The 13550-nt window shown below is 38.0% G+C and carries 16 protein-coding genes; 6 read left to right on the top strand and 10 right to left on the bottom strand.

All coding sequences use genetic code 11. The features are described 5' to 3' along the window. Positions 1-70: 70 nt before the first annotated feature. Positions 71-928: a 4-hydroxybenzoate octaprenyltransferase gene (ubiA, locus tag BTO22_RS19765; protein ID WP_061005457.1), complete on the bottom strand. Its 858-nt coding sequence runs from the start codon at positions 926-928 to the stop codon at positions 71-73. After that, positions 928-1467, bottom strand: a complete 540-nt coding sequence (locus BTO22_RS19760) for a chorismate lyase (RefSeq protein ID WP_060993987.1) — start codon at positions 1465-1467, stop codon at positions 928-930. Before BTO22_RS19760 ends, ubiA begins: the two co-directional genes overlap by 1 nt. A 121-nt stretch (positions 1468-1588) precedes the next feature. Here BTO22_RS19760 and BTO22_RS19755 point away from each other — a divergent pair, with 121 nt between their 5' ends. Further along, a complete protein-coding gene (locus tag BTO22_RS19755; protein ID WP_105056963.1) occupies positions 1589-1999 on the top strand; it encodes a flagellar basal body-associated protein FliL in 411 nt (136 codons plus the stop codon). Positions 2000-2071: 72 nt separating this feature from the next. Here BTO22_RS19755 and glpG read toward each other — a convergent pair whose 3' ends face one another. From glpG to ftsY, 6 genes are all read right to left on the bottom strand, one after another. After that, a complete protein-coding gene (gene glpG, locus BTO22_RS19750; protein WP_105056962.1) occupies positions 2072-2905 on the bottom strand; it encodes a rhomboid family intramembrane serine protease GlpG in 834 nt (277 codons plus the stop codon). 6 nt (positions 2906-2911) lie between these two features. Continuing rightward, positions 2912-3235, bottom strand: coding sequence for a thiosulfate sulfurtransferase GlpE (glpE, locus tag BTO22_RS19745; RefSeq protein WP_105056961.1), 324 nt, complete (start codon positions 3233-3235; stop codon positions 2912-2914). 421 nt (positions 3236-3656) lie between these two features. After that, positions 3657-4517 (bottom strand): RNA polymerase sigma factor RpoH, encoded by an 861-nt coding sequence (rpoH, locus tag BTO22_RS19740; RefSeq protein WP_060993991.1) that lies wholly within the window; start codon positions 4515-4517, stop codon positions 3657-3659. A 219-nt stretch (positions 4518-4736) separates the two neighbouring features. Continuing rightward, positions 4737-5690 (bottom strand): permease-like cell division protein FtsX, encoded by a 954-nt coding sequence (gene ftsX / locus BTO22_RS19735; RefSeq protein ID WP_105056960.1) that lies wholly within the window; start codon positions 5688-5690, stop codon positions 4737-4739. Further along, on the bottom strand, positions 5683-6351 hold the full coding sequence (ftsE, locus tag BTO22_RS19730; RefSeq protein WP_060993993.1) for a cell division ATP-binding protein FtsE: 669 nt from the start codon (positions 6349-6351) through the stop codon (positions 5683-5685). Before ftsE ends, ftsX begins: the two co-directional genes overlap by 8 nt. Positions 6352-6354: 3 nt before the next feature. Further along, positions 6355-7593: a signal recognition particle-docking protein FtsY gene (gene ftsY, locus BTO22_RS19725; RefSeq protein ID WP_105056959.1), complete on the bottom strand. Its 1239-nt coding sequence runs from the start codon at positions 7591-7593 to the stop codon at positions 6355-6357. Between the two features lie 70 nt (positions 7594-7663). Between ftsY and rsmD the strand changes: the two genes are divergently transcribed. From rsmD to BTO22_RS19710, 3 genes are all read left to right on the top strand, one after another. After that, entirely contained in the window at positions 7664-8266 is a 603-nt protein-coding gene (gene rsmD, locus BTO22_RS19720) for a 16S rRNA (guanine(966)-N(2))-methyltransferase RsmD (RefSeq protein WP_105056958.1), read from the top strand. Continuing rightward, on the top strand, positions 8267-8539 hold the full coding sequence (locus tag BTO22_RS19715; protein ID WP_105056957.1) for a DUF1145 domain-containing protein: 273 nt from the start codon (positions 8267-8269) through the stop codon (positions 8537-8539). A 137-nt stretch (positions 8540-8676) separates the two neighbouring features. Next, entirely contained in the window at positions 8677-9270 is a 594-nt protein-coding gene (locus tag BTO22_RS19710) for a YhgN family NAAT transporter (RefSeq protein ID WP_105056956.1), read from the top strand. A 52-nt stretch (positions 9271-9322) separates the two neighbouring features. Here BTO22_RS19710 and BTO22_RS19705 read toward each other — a convergent pair whose 3' ends face one another. Further along, on the bottom strand, positions 9323-9565 hold the full coding sequence (locus BTO22_RS19705) for a YecH family metal-binding protein (protein WP_105056955.1): 243 nt from the start codon (positions 9563-9565) through the stop codon (positions 9323-9325). An 844-nt stretch (positions 9566-10409) separates the two neighbouring features. Continuing rightward, complete coding sequence (locus BTO22_RS19695) at positions 10410-10775, bottom strand: DUF4145 domain-containing protein (protein ID WP_105056954.1); 366 nt, start codon at positions 10773-10775, stop codon at positions 10410-10412. 339 nt (positions 10776-11114) lie between these two features. On the opposite strand from BTO22_RS19695, the gene BTO22_RS19690 reads away from it, so the two are divergent. Together BTO22_RS19690 and recG are read left to right on the top strand one after the other, a co-directional pair. Continuing rightward, positions 11115-11447 carry a DUF2500 domain-containing protein gene (locus tag BTO22_RS19690; protein WP_105056953.1) on the top strand — a complete coding sequence of 111 codons (333 nt, stop codon included), beginning with the start codon at positions 11115-11117 and terminating at the stop codon, positions 11445-11447. Between the two features lie 16 nt (positions 11448-11463). Continuing rightward, positions 11464-13545: an ATP-dependent DNA helicase RecG gene (recG, locus tag BTO22_RS19685; RefSeq protein ID WP_105056952.1), complete on the top strand. Its 2082-nt coding sequence runs from the start codon at positions 11464-11466 to the stop codon at positions 13543-13545. Positions 13546-13550: the final 5 nt, after the last annotated feature.

Below are 13550 nucleotides of genomic sequence, written 5' to 3'. Positions count from 1 at the left end.
AAAAAAGCCAGTATGACATTTCTTATTGAAACGCTCATACTGGCTTTTCTTTTTAATATACGAAGATAAGTTAAATCAGAACGCTTGCACTAATGGCAACAAACACTAAACCACCGACATAATTATTATTTAAAAACGCTTTAAAACAAGCATCTCTTTCGCGGCCTTTAATCAACCATTGTTGATAAACAAAAAAGCCAGCCGCCGCTAACACTCCCCAATAATACACACTTGAAAGTGCTAACTCAGAGCCAAGAACAATCAATAACGTCAATACGCTTAATTGCAGTAGGCCTATGATGAGCTTATCGAAACGACCAAATAATATCGCAGTTGATTTAATGCCAATCTTTAGGTCATCGTCTCTATCCACCATTGCATACTGAGTATCATAAGCAATAGTCCATAATGCGTTAATCACAAACAGCAGCCACGCCTCTGGGGGCACTTGATTGGATTCTGCTGCGTACGCCATTGGAATCGCCCAACTAAATGCCAAGCCAAGAACAAACTGAGGTAAATACGTCACTCGCTTCATAAAAGGATAGGCAACAGCAAGAACGATACCAATCCCAGAAAGCATAATCGTCAATGTGTTCATGGTTAACACCAATAAAAATGAACACACCACTAAAACAGCAAAAAGCGTTAATGCTTCTTTTGATGAGATTAATCCAGAAGGCAATGGACGATTAGCGGTACGCTTTACATGACCATCCACTTTACGATCAGCAAAATCATTAATTACACACCCAGCAGAACGCATAAATAAAACGCCCAATACGAATACAATCAATACATGCCAATCAGGTAGCCCATCTGCAGCCAAAAACAATGCCCACAGCGTTGGCCATAAAAGCAATAAAGAACCGATAGGACGATTCATTCGAGTTAATTGCCAAAACGCTTGTGCTTTTGACGTGGTCATTATTCAATTTCCTTTGAGTAAATAGGTGCGCTAGGTAAAAATAATTCCGCTACCAACATAGGTTTTTCATTCATCCATAAACGAGAACGTCGAGCAAATAGCATTCCTTTCTCTGTTTCAATCTTTCCAACTTGCAGCTTATCTCTGTGTGCACTTTGAGCACTAAAAACAGTAATACCTAATGGTACGTGACCTTGACGAGTCAAATCGTGTGGTTGGTCTTGAAGTGATGACAATGGAATTAATGTTCTACCATATACCCACGACTCTAGATCTCCCTTTAAAATCACTTTTCGACGTAAACATACTTCATTACCAAGAAGATCTAATTCCACTTCGGTTAATGTGTCTGGGCTCACGTGTGTATTATCTAATACCGATACAGACAACAATTGGCAATGTTGCTCTAAACGGCGTGATAATGAATCTAATCCAAGCAGCCAGTATTGCTGCCATTCATTATGACACTCAAAGGTATCGGCATCTTGCCACCGTACTTTTTTAAGCACAGAAGCACACCAAGAATTGATCTCTGACATATTCTCTATAACATCTCTCACATATATCGATTAAATTGAGAGATTACGGTTAATTTTTTCTCACAACGGCCGACTATTGTAACAAGTAATATAATAAATTGACTGACGAATGGATTAGAAAATGACAAAGAAATCATTATTTGTAGGGTTGCTGCTAATTATTAGCCAACTTTTTTCTCCTGCTGTTTTTGCAGAAGAAGACGCGGCCCCTCAAATGGGCTACTTTACTTTGGCACCGGACTTAACAACCAACTTTGTCACGAAAGGAAAAAAACTCGGCTACATTCAAGTTCGAGTTGATATTCTAGTGGCAGATAACCGTGAGTTACCAAACTTAGAACACCATAACCCACAAATCAGAAATGCATTAGTCGAAGTTCTTGGTCAACAACCAGAGCAACGCATTAAATCACTGGCTGGTCGAGAAGAGATCCGAAAAGAGTGCTTAACAGCAATCAATGAAGTTTTATTAACTGAAACAGGAAAAACCTTAGCCGTAGATTTACTTTTTACTAAGTATATTTATCAATAAAAAAACTAAAACCAGAAATAAAAATGAGCGACGTATTTCTACCTCGCTCATTTTCTAGAGATGGCTCTGTGGCTACGCTTTCTTCAACTTGCTATCAATAAATGCAATCGCGCACCCCGTAATTAATCCTGCAAGATGCGCTGTATTCGCAATCGCCATAAATGGCTGAACATACCCTAAGATCAACCACACTAACATAAAACCAACGATAGGTTTAGAGACTGAAATACCTTTCTCTGGCGCTAACCAACCAATAAACCAAGAATAGCCAAGTAACGCATATACAACCCCTGATAAGCCGCCAAAATTAGCCCCCTCAATCCAGAATTGACCTAAACCAGAAAACAGAGCGGAAAACAAAAATAACTGAACAAGTTTTGTCTTACCTAGCCGCAGTTCAATATCACCACCAAGTTGCCACCACCACAATAAATTAAAAATAATATGGGTTGCAGAGAAGTGAAGTAATGCATGAGAGAACCAACGCCACACCTCGATACTTTGCCCTTGATATGCGGGGAAATGTAGCGCTTGGAAAATCGAATTATTCCAACCTAATTGCTGTAAAGCAAAAATAACAATACAAGCAACCATGACCAACAAAGTAAAAGCACCAGCTTTGACTTTGATCATCTTAAGCAGATTTGGAGAGCCATAAGTAAATTTAGCCGTTCGGGTATCTGCCATTTCCCATGATGCAGACTGATATTTAGTATCATTAGGGTTATTCAAAAAAGCTTGTAGCTCTGATTCAACCTCTAATAAATACGTATCATCAGACACAACCCATAACGCAAATTGTCCCTCGCCTTCCGGCATCATACGAATATCAATTTGACGAGAAGCCATATAATCAATAAACGCTTGCCCTGCTCTTGGGTTAGATAATGCCATTAATCTCTGCATATAATTTTATTTCTCCACAGGCAACCCTGCTTTATGCCAACCTTCAAATCCACCATCTACACTATACACCTCATCATAACCTTGGTTGATAAGGTATTGCGCTGCACCTTGGCTACTGTGACCGTGATAGCACATCACTAATACTGGCTGTTCAAAATCAACGGTATTCATTAACTCCACAACAGTATCGTTAGTTAAGTGAAAAGCACGCTCTACATGCCCACGGCTGAATGATTGAGGATCCCTAATATCAACGATCACTGCGTTGAGATCTTGATTCATTAATTTTGTTTGTGCGTCTTCGACCGATATATGCTGAAACTGTTCCATTTGAGCCTTTCTCTCTATTTTTTATTCATTGTACTCTCGATTAACCACAAGAAAAACACAGAGTATGTAAGGGTTAAACAAAGTTATTCACAGACTTATTATCCACATTATTTTTAACGAGAATACTTAGTGGTCATTTTTCAACCTCCTGTGGAAAAGCTTGTGGATTACGTTGATAAAGTGTTTTTAATGAATTCGATCCACTACATGTAGTAAAGATCCTTTTTAATGTGTGGATATAAATATTAGCGCCAAGCGTCCGTTTTCCCTAGTATTATCAGAAAAATAGTAAGATCTAAACAGATAATTCCCTACTTATACACAAGAAATAATATCCTAGTATATAAAATTCGATCCATTATTTAAGATAAAAAAAAGGCTGACCTCTTTCGAGATCAGCCTTCTATCGAATTCTATTTAACTAAAACACATCACCAACGGCGTCTTTTAGCTTTTTCATTGCATTCTTCTCAAGTTGACGAATACGTTCAGCAGACACTTGGTAAGTATCAGCTAATTCTTGCAACGTTACCTTCTCATCAGCTAACCAACGAGATTGTACAATATGCTGACTACGATCGTCTAAGGTTGCAATTGCACTCGCTAGACGATTATTGGTGTAATCTTCCCAGTTATCTTCCTCTAAAGAATGAGCAACATCTGACTGCTTATCTTCTAAATAGTAAACTGGCGCCGTAAAGGCCATATCACGGTCATCATCTTCTGCTGGCGCTTCAAACGTAGAATCTTGTGCAGCAAGGCGGGATTCCATCTCTCTCACTTCTGAGGGCGCAACACCAAGATCTTTAGCAACCGCTTCAACTTCACCATTATTAAACCAACCAAGACGTTTTTTATTCTTTCGTAAGTTAAAAAACAGTTTACGTTGTGCTTTCGTCGTTGCTACTTTCACAATACGCCAATTTCTTAATACGTATTCATGAATTTCAGCTTTAATCCAGTGCACAGCAAAAGAAACCAAACGAACGCCCACTTCTGGATTAAAACGTTTTACCGCTTTCATTAAGCCAACGTTACCTTCTTGGATAAGGTCTGCTAAAGGTAGGCCATAACCAGAATAACCACGGGCAACATGCACGACGAAACGAAGATGAGATAAAATTAGCTCTTTCGCTGCTTCTATTTCTTCTTTGTAGTGTAAACGCTCAGCCAATTCACGTTCTTCTGTTACCGTTAGCATCGGATAACTATTAACAGATCGCAGATAGCTATCTACACTATCTTGTGAAATAGCAGCCATTGAATACATCTCTTTCGACATTCAAATCCCCATTTATATCTAGGTGTTACTTAACTTAACCTTGCAATAATGTACTTAAAATAAACAGACTGCAAGTGAAAGGCGGAAAATTATCCACACTTTATGGACTAAATTCTGTTAACTAAGTTCAATTTTTAACAAAATGAATACAAAAAAACCGCTAATTCAATGAATTAACGGCTCATAAGATCTTAGTTAATGTCGATATGATCTTTATTGTTAAACAGGCTCAATCTCTTTTAGATGACGCAATACTGAAATACGAGCGGCTAATAAGCCTAAAAATGACGATAACATTAGCAATAACAAGCTTTCATCCCATGTTAGGCCAATCAATCGAAATACACTGTCGTAAAGTACGGCTACATTATCTACCGCCCCATTAAGCGTTACGGTAATGATCGCGGTCAATAACCAAGCAACGAAACCGCCTAGCAAACCAAACCACATTCCAGTGTATAAGTATGGACGTAAAATAAAAGTATTAGTGGCGCCAACCAATTTCATTACTTGTATTTCATCTTTTTGCTCTAATACATTAAAGCGTAGGGTGTTACCCACAATTAAGAAAACAGCAATAAACATCAAAATCGCCAAGGTAGTTGCAACCACTACCGCTACATGTTTAATCGCATCTAAACGTTGCAGCCAATCATCGTCTAAACGCACCTCACTCACATTAGATTGAAGTTTAAGGCGGCTGACTAACTGATTTACGTTATCGGTACTTTGCCACTCACTTTTAGGAGAGACAATCAATATTGATGGTAGTGGATTAGTATCAAGTAATGTTAACGCTTGTTCGAATCCTGAATGTTCACTCAGTTCATTCAAACCTTCTTGCGGTGAAATATATTGAACAGCATCAATCTCTTTCCACCCTTCTAGCTCAGATTGTAAGTTCTTTACTTTTGATTCTGGCGTCTCTTGTTGTAAATACAAACTTATTTGCGAAGGCGCTTGCCATTTAGAAGCAACCATCGTTAAATTTTTACCAACTAAATACATAGTCGATGGCAAAGTGAGTGACATCGCAATTACGGCTAACGTCAACATATTACCAAGAGGACGACGCAGCAACTCTTGAAAAGACAATTTTGCTTGTTTTTTGTGAGTAGCCCAAAAACCATCGCTTGATGCTCCTTGGGTATTTTTTGGTTTACGTTTAGCCATGATCAGAAACCTCACGCAAGCAACCCTGGTGCAAATCAAAACGACGGTATTTATTACCACCAATTAACGACAAATCATGCGACGCCATTAATACACTCACTCCCACTCGATTAAACTCAGCAAATAAATTAAATACTTGGCGAGATAACTGAGGATCTAAATTACCTGTTGGCTCATCGGCTAACAATAACATTGGCTTATTAACCACAGCACGAGCAATACCAACACGCTGTTGTTCACCACCAGATAACTGCATTGGGTAACTTTTAGCTTTATCTAACAAACCTGTTTTATCCAAAGCAGCAGACACACGACGTTTAATATCATTTTCACGAACCGATTCAACACGCATTGGCAATGCAACGTTATCAAATACAGTTCGATTCATTAATAATTTATGATCTTGAAAGACAATCCCGATATTACGACGTAAGAAGGGAATATCTTGATTGGAGATCTTAGTGATGTCATGACCATTAAATAAAATCTTGCCATCACTTGGTCGCTCTATCGCACAGATCAATTTCAGCAAGGTACTTTTACCTGCACCTGAATGACCACTTAAAAAAGCCATCTCACCTCTATTAAGGTGAAAGTTCACTTTTTGTAATGCTGGGCGACCACCTCGATAGGCTTTTGATACTTGCTGAAATCGAATCACACGTTATTCCTCACGACTAAACAGTGCATCAATAAAATCTTGCGCCACAAATGGACGTAAATCATCGATACCTTCACCAACACCAATATAACGAATTGGAATTTGAAATTGATCGGCAATAGAGAAGATAACACCACCTTTTGCTGTACCGTCTAATTTAGTTAACGTAATGCCAGTTACTGGCGCAACATCACTAAATAATTTGGCTTGGCTAATGGCATTTTGCCCCGTACCGGCATCAAGCGTTAACATCACTTCATGCGGTGCTGTTGGGTCAATCTTCTGCATTACACGTACGATTTTACGCAATTCTTCCATTAAATTGCTCTTATTTTGGAGACGACCCGCAGTATCTGCGATAACAACATCCACTTTTCGTGCTTTTGCCGCTTCAATTGCATCATAAATCACCGAAGCACTGTCTGCTCCTGTGTGTTGTGCAATCACTGGCACATCGTTACGTTGACCCCATACTTGAAGTTGCTCAACCGCAGCAGCACGGAATGTATCGCCCGCCGCTAAAATGACTGATTTACCATCACTCTGGAATTGTTTTGCTAACTTACCAATTGTCGTTGTTTTTCCAACGCCATTAACCCCAACCATTAAAATAACGTGAGGCATGTTTTTTTCATCAATTTCTAACGGTTTTTCTACTTTAACTAGGATCTCAGCCATTTCTTCTTTTAATAGGCCATATAAAGCTTCACCGTCTTTTAAATCACGTTTGCTTGCTTTCTCCGTTAAGCTATTAATGATTTTAACCGTGGTATCCATACCCACATCAGCAATCAATAACTGCTCTTCTAATTCTTCAAATAGATCATCATCTATTTTTTTACCACTGAACAAACCAAAGAAACCTGCGCCAATATTTTCTTTAGTGCGTTGTAAGCTACGTTTTAATCGAGCAAAAAAGCTTTCTGTTGGTTTTTCTTGTACTTCTTCTATTACAGACTCAGTATTCAATTCAACAAGTGGTTCTTCTACTTTTTCTACATCTTCTTCAGAAATAGTCTCAACAACACTATCGTTGCTTTCTATTAAATCTTCATTAGTTTTACGCTGTTCAAGTTCAACGTCTTCCACTACACTCTCTGCAGCGCTGTCTTCTAGAGATGGTGCTTGAGAAAGAGTATCGGTATTTTCTACTGATTGTTGTTCTACGGTTGGTTGTTCGGCTTTTTCTTCATCACCAAAACCTAACCAAGACAATAATCCGCGTTTCTTTTTGCCTGTCATTGGGAAATCCTAGAATTAAATTGGTACCATTTTCTCGTATACTATCACTTTCTGAGCGGTCAAAAAATCTATGCTTAAACGTAAACAACATTCATCTCGCACTTCTGGCACAAATGGTCGCTCTGGAAGCATTCGTATTATCAGCGGACGCTGGCGCGGACGCAAACTTCCAGTACATGATGCGGAAGGATTAAGACCAACAACCGACCGAATAAAAGAAACAGTTTTCAACTGGTTAGCGCCAGATATTCCTCGCGCTCGTTGTTTAGATCTGTTTTCAGGCAGCGGTGGTTTAGGTTTTGAGGCTGCATCTCGCGGTGCAGAAAAAGTAGTCATGCTTGAATTAAACAAACAAGCACACTCTCAATTAAAGCAAAATGCAGAAAGCTTAAAAGCCGATAATATCGAACTTCACCATATCGATACACTTACCTTTTTAGATAAAGCGGCAACACCATTTGATGTGGTTTTCATTGATCCTCCATTTAGAAAAGATTTATTAGAAGCAACGCTAACAAAATTAGAAAATAATGGATGGTTAGCTGCAAATGCCATGATATACATTGAAGCAGAAAAAGAACTCAGCTCATTACCCGTACCCGCTCATTGGCATTTACATCGAGATAAAACAGCTGGGCAGGTTACGTTTAAATTATATGAAAGAGAGGAATAGATGAAAGGATTGATCATTCTAACCAAAATCGCTCTTGGAGGCGTTTGGTTAATACTATTACTTAACCTATTTATGCCATTTCCAGGAAAAGGGGCAATTGCACTTTATATCCTAACTGCATTTTTATTTATGATGCACGGTCTACAAATGCTTATCTTCATTGGTGCTTTTGGCGATAAAATATCAATGAGTCGATGGGAGAAGTGGTCCATTCTTATCTTTGGTGTTTTTGCACTACTTGATATTAGAAAAAAACATATGATGGATAAATAACACCTCATCAAATGATTCAATTAGGAGCATGTACAGCTCCTTTTTTACGCCTCAACATTATGCTTACTCCTATTTCAATTAATTATCTATGTTATGATCTTATCTTATTTTTATGATTTTAATTTTGGTACTCATTTATGGAAACACTTTCAGCTGCGGTCATGCTTTTTCTAATCATGGACCCAATGGGTAACTTACCTGTTTTTACCTCCATCCTTAAACATGTCGAAAAGAAACGAAGACGTATTATTTTAATTAGAGAATTATTGATCGCTCTTGCAATTATGATGGCATTCTTATTTATGGGAGAGCAGATACTCAATTTCTTAAGTTTGAAAAAAGAAGCGGTTTCTATCTCGGGTGCGATTATTCTATTTTTAATTGGTTTAAAAATGATTTTCCCTCCAGAAGGAGGATTAGGAGCGAGCTTAGGTGCTGGAGATGAACCTTTAATCGTACCTTTAGCTATCCCGATGATTGCCGGTCCTTCAATTCTAGCAACACTATTATTACTTGCCCATCAAGAACCAGATCGTATGGTTGACTGGAGTTTAGCGTTATTAGGCGCTTGGTCTTTAACAACAGTTATTTTAATGTTCTCAGAGTTATTCCAGCGCATTGTGGGAGAGAAGGGCTTAGCAGCAATAGAAAGACTGATGGGAATGTTATTACTTATGATTTCAGTACAAATGCTCTTAGATGGTATTACAAGCTACTTTTCGCACGCATAACCTCCCGTGTTACAAAAAAGGCCGCATCAGTGCGGCCTTTTTTGTATGCAAATTAATGATTGCACATACGGTCAGGGTTTGCTGTTAAACCCGCACCAACTTCTACGATCTTTCTTTTAGATAAAAGAAACTCAAGTAATTCGTTTAAGCTTAAATCTTGCTGGCTGCAAGTATGAAAACACACATCACTACCAAACTCTGTTTCTATCTTCTCTTCTAGGGCTAAACGAGAAAGAGGCTCAGGAGCGTCCAATAAGAGATTTAGAACGACATGACCATGGATATCTTGTTTCATACTTTATTCTTCTTTAAAAAACGAAGTAGATAGCATAACAAAAGAATTACCCTCCCTTTATGATCAATCTCATTCATTGAAACACTTCATATAAGCCTCAGAATAAGAGCTAATTAATCACTCTAATAGTACCAACTTAGCAAAAGTACAAGTAGTTAAACAATTGCTGCTTTATCAAACAGCAACATAAAGAAAGATAATCAAAATAAACAAATTAAAAAACAATAAGATAAAAACCTTAAATATTAATTTTATAAAAATAAAGTCATTAAAGTTCACTTCTAAATATACTACTTAGATAAAAAAAATGACCTTATATGAGTTAATAATACAATTACTAGTAACAAAGAGATAAATATATAGTTTATGAAAAACAGAAAAGTATAATTCGAAGTCTATAGCAAGGTTAAAGCGCAAAATCACCAACAAACTATATGCTTAATTATTAAACCATAAAAAATCCATAAAAACACATTAAAATCAATAGCTTATATTGATTTAACACAAAGAATACAGAATAAACCACAATACCAACAGACAAAAACACACCTTAACCAACAAGCAGACTGCTACTTTTGTCATAGAAAAGTTATTTTTTTAAGCTTTTGATCATTACACACTTGATCAACAACCAAAAACGATGTTATTCTATTTATCAAGCAATGATTGAAGACATTAAAGGAGCATAGTAATGATTACTTCATCGCAAAAACAAGGACTTATGATGATCGCAGTAGTTGTTGGACTAATGACTCTGCCAATGATGTACTAATATACATTCAAATAAGTTTCTATAAAAAAACGGACGCATTTGCGTCCGTTTTTTTATATTAAAAATTTAAGTCTAAAATAAATTTACAATGTTATCCCAATGAATCAAATAGATAGCAACAGATATCAAGGTTGAAATCAAAACAATCCCTCCAACCAGTTTCCATAAAAAACGGCTTGCTCTTGGTGTTAAAATATCGTTCATTTCATTGCATGTTGCTTTGAAGCTCGATTTATCTTCCAACCTATACCCTTCTTCATGCACTACCTTATTCCTCATAGTCGCAATAAAGCGTAATTTCCCGATCACTCCATGCGGTAAACGCTCCTCACAACTGGTGATAAGTTGATGAAGTCCTTTTCCTTCTGCGTGATAATGTGTCTTTAATAAAGATTCAATTTTTCGACTTTGTTTTACAACAAGATCAATATCAGACATATCACTCTCCTAATCTTTTTCTGAATGTCTCTTTTCTACTTTATACCACTCTCGCATCGATTTCTCTTACTGATCCTTAAGATTGCTTTAAGTTTCTAGATAAAAGGATAGGAGATAATGAGTCAATAGTATTCGAGCCAGATCCCAGTTCACACTTGATTTTTTTGATCTCAAAACAATATCGATAAAATAATCTGAAAACCCGCACAAACTGAACAAATACTCCTTATCTATCGATAAAGAAAAGTTAGAATGATGAGCAATAAAAGACGAGGACTTTTTAGCGTTATCCCTCACTCTCAACCCACTACGTACATACTCGCAAGTTTAAGGAAAATCATGCCAGTTACTTATATTATTCTTTTGCTCGTATTTATTTTGGTTGCTGCGATATTATTCCAGCGCTTTCAAACTAAATTTATTTTGGGTGATAACGCTCCCGAGATGAAAGCAGAGGTAACGATTCTAGATAAGCAAATAGTCGAAATCCCAGATACACAACCCGGAGAAGAAAACCAAGAGTTTTGGATATTCGTACAAAAAGGTAAATTCGGGCCAAAAAGAGAATTTGAAATCGGCGTTCATTATTTTCATGCTTTAAATCCTGGAGATAAAGGTATAATGACCTATCAAGGGCGAAAATTTCATCACTTTGCTTTAAAGCGAGATTAACTCTAGGAAATTCACTATGACCAACGCAATGCTTTCTGCTATTCCATTAACCTCCCTTTCTGGTGTTGGAGCCAAAGTAGCAGAGAAGCTCGAAAAAATTGGGTTGGTCACTATTCAAGATCTCCTTTTCCACCTTCCTCTTCGTTATGAAGACAGAACTCGTGTTTATCCAATGGCACGAGTTCATTCTGGTTTATTTGCTGCCGTTCAAGGTAAAGTGATGTCCTGCGATATGCAATTTGGTAAACGGAAAATGCTGTTAGTCAAAATAAGCGACGGCAACGGAACCATTACCTTACGCTTTTTTAATTTTAATGCTGGAATGAAAAATAGTTTCAGCGAAGGAAAAGTGGTTCATGCCTATGGTGAAATTAAACGTGGCGGAAATGGCTTAGAGATCGTTCATCCCGAATATCAATTCCACACCCCTTCTAAATCTTTAGATATAGAAGCCACGTTAACACCAGTCTATCCAACCACAGATGGTTTACGTCAAAACACGCTACGTAGTTTGACCGACCAAGCATTGGAATTACTAGATAAAGCTGCCGTTACTGAGTTATTACCTCAAGGTTTGTACAACAACCAAATTACACTCAACCAAGCTTTGCATATTATTCATCGCCCAGATCCTTCAATTAACCTTGATGCATTTGATGAAGGAAAACACCCTGCACAACAACGTTTAATTATGGAAGAATTATTGGCTCAAAACCTTTCGATGCTTTCAGTTCGTAGTAAAGGCCAACAAGAAAATGCCTTACCATTAGCAACAGTGACAGATTTAAAGCACAAACTATTAGCTCAATTACCTTTTACTCCAACAGGAGCTCAACAACGTGTTGTAGCGGAAATAGAACAAGACTTAGCAAAACCACACCCAATGATGCGCTTGGTTCAGGGAGATGTTGGTTCAGGTAAAACCTTAGTTGCCGCACTAGCAGCCGTACAAGCGATTGAACATGGCTATCAAGTCGTCTTAATGGCACCCACAGAATTATTAGCAGAGCAGCACGCAGTAAACTTTGGTAATTGGTTTGAAAGCATGGGCATTCCCATTGGCTGGTTAGCTGGCAAACTGACAGGTAAAGCAAAAGAAAAAGAATTGGCTCGCATTGCCAATGGTGAAGCGAAAATGATAGTGGGCACTCACGCACTCTTTCAACAGCACGTTGAGTTTCATCATCTTGCTTTAGTCATTATTGATGAACAACATCGCTTTGGGGTAGATCAACGCTTAGAGCTACGAGAGAAAGGCGAGAAAGATGGCGCTTACCCACATCAATTAATCATGACTGCAACCCCTATTCCAAGAACCTTAGCAATGACAGCCTATGCTGACCTAGAAACTTCCGTGATTGATGAACTTCCACCAGGACGAACGCCAATTCAAACCATCGCTTTACCAGACACAAGACGCGATGAAATCGTCAATAAAGTCAGAAATGCCTGTATGAACGATGGGCGACAAGCGTACTGGGTTTGTACTCTAATCGATGATTCTGAAGTTCTTGAAGCACAAGCGGCTTCAGATACTGCTGACGCATTACGCTTACAGCTACCTGAGTTGAATATTGGTTTAGTTCATGGTCGAATGAAATCAAAAGAAAAACAGCAAATCATGCAAGAATTTAAAGAAGGAAAGCTTCACTTGTTAGTGGCTACTACGGTTATTGAAGTGGGCGTTGACGTACCAAATTCTAGCTTAATGATCATAGAGAATCCTGAACGTTTAGGTTTAGCACAATTACACCAATTACGTGGCCGAGTGGGCCGAGGCTCAGTTGCAAGCCATTGTGTTTTGTTATATCACTCCCCATTATCGAAAACAGCTCAAAAGCGCTTAAGCGTTCTGCGCGAAAGTAACGATGGTTTTGTAATTGCTCAAAGAGATTTAGAAATCCGAGGACCGGGAGAATTACTGGGAACAAAACAGACAGGACTGGCTGATTTTAAAATTGCAGATTTAGTGCGTGACCAACATTTAATTCCTGAAGTGCAACGTATCGCTCGTCACTTACACGATAATTACCCTAGTAATGCCAAAGCCATAATTTTACGTTGGTTAGGAGAACGAGATATTTACGCCAATGCGTAAGTAAA

This window comes from Aliivibrio sifiae (assembly GCF_002954705.1).
Lineage (GTDB): Bacteria > Pseudomonadota > Gammaproteobacteria > Enterobacterales > Vibrionaceae > Aliivibrio > Aliivibrio sifiae_A.
The sequence above is the reverse complement of the archived record's forward strand: the minus strand, read 5'-3'. Positions and strand labels throughout refer to the sequence as shown.

Excerpts from the sequence above, each read along its gene's own strand:
- glpG (WP_105056962.1), bottom strand. The coding sequence starts at position 2,905 with ATGCAGAGATTAATGGCATTATCTAACCCAAGAGCAGGGCAAGCGTTT.
- rpoH (WP_060993991.1), bottom strand. The coding sequence starts at position 4,517 with ATGTCGAAAGAGATGTATTCAATGGCTGCTATTTCACAAGATAGTGTA.
- BTO22_RS19715 (WP_105056957.1), top strand. The coding sequence starts at position 8,267 with ATGAAAGGATTGATCATTCTAACCAAAATCGCTCTTGGAGGCGTTTGG.
- rsmD (WP_105056958.1), top strand. The coding sequence starts at position 7,664 with ATGCTTAAACGTAAACAACATTCATCTCGCACTTCTGGCACAAATGGT.
- ubiA (WP_061005457.1), bottom strand. The coding sequence starts at position 928 with ATGACCACGTCAAAAGCACAAGCGTTTTGGCAATTAACTCGAATGAAT.
- BTO22_RS19760 (WP_060993987.1), bottom strand. The coding sequence starts at position 1,467 with ATGTCAGAGATCAATTCTTGGTGTGCTTCTGTGCTTAAAAAAGTACGG.
- BTO22_RS19690 (WP_105056953.1), top strand. The coding sequence starts at position 11,115 with ATGCCAGTTACTTATATTATTCTTTTGCTCGTATTTATTTTGGTTGCT.
- BTO22_RS19755 (WP_105056963.1), top strand. The coding sequence starts at position 1,589 with ATGACAAAGAAATCATTATTTGTAGGGTTGCTGCTAATTATTAGCCAA.
- BTO22_RS19695 (WP_105056954.1), bottom strand. The coding sequence starts at position 10,775 with ATGTCTGATATTGATCTTGTTGTAAAACAAAGTCGAAAAATTGAATCT.
- BTO22_RS19710 (WP_105056956.1), top strand. The coding sequence starts at position 8,677 with ATGGAAACACTTTCAGCTGCGGTCATGCTTTTTCTAATCATGGACCCA.
- ftsY (WP_105056959.1), bottom strand. The coding sequence starts at position 7,593 with ATGACAGGCAAAAAGAAACGCGGATTATTGTCTTGGTTAGGTTTTGGT.
- recG (WP_105056952.1), top strand. The coding sequence starts at position 11,464 with ATGACCAACGCAATGCTTTCTGCTATTCCATTAACCTCCCTTTCTGGT.
- glpE (WP_105056961.1), bottom strand. The coding sequence starts at position 3,235 with ATGGAACAGTTTCAGCATATATCGGTCGAAGACGCACAAACAAAATTA.
- ftsX (WP_105056960.1), bottom strand. The coding sequence starts at position 5,690 with ATGGCTAAACGTAAACCAAAAAATACCCAAGGAGCATCAAGCGATGGT.
- BTO22_RS19705 (WP_105056955.1), bottom strand. The coding sequence starts at position 9,565 with ATGAAACAAGATATCCATGGTCATGTCGTTCTAAATCTCTTATTGGAC.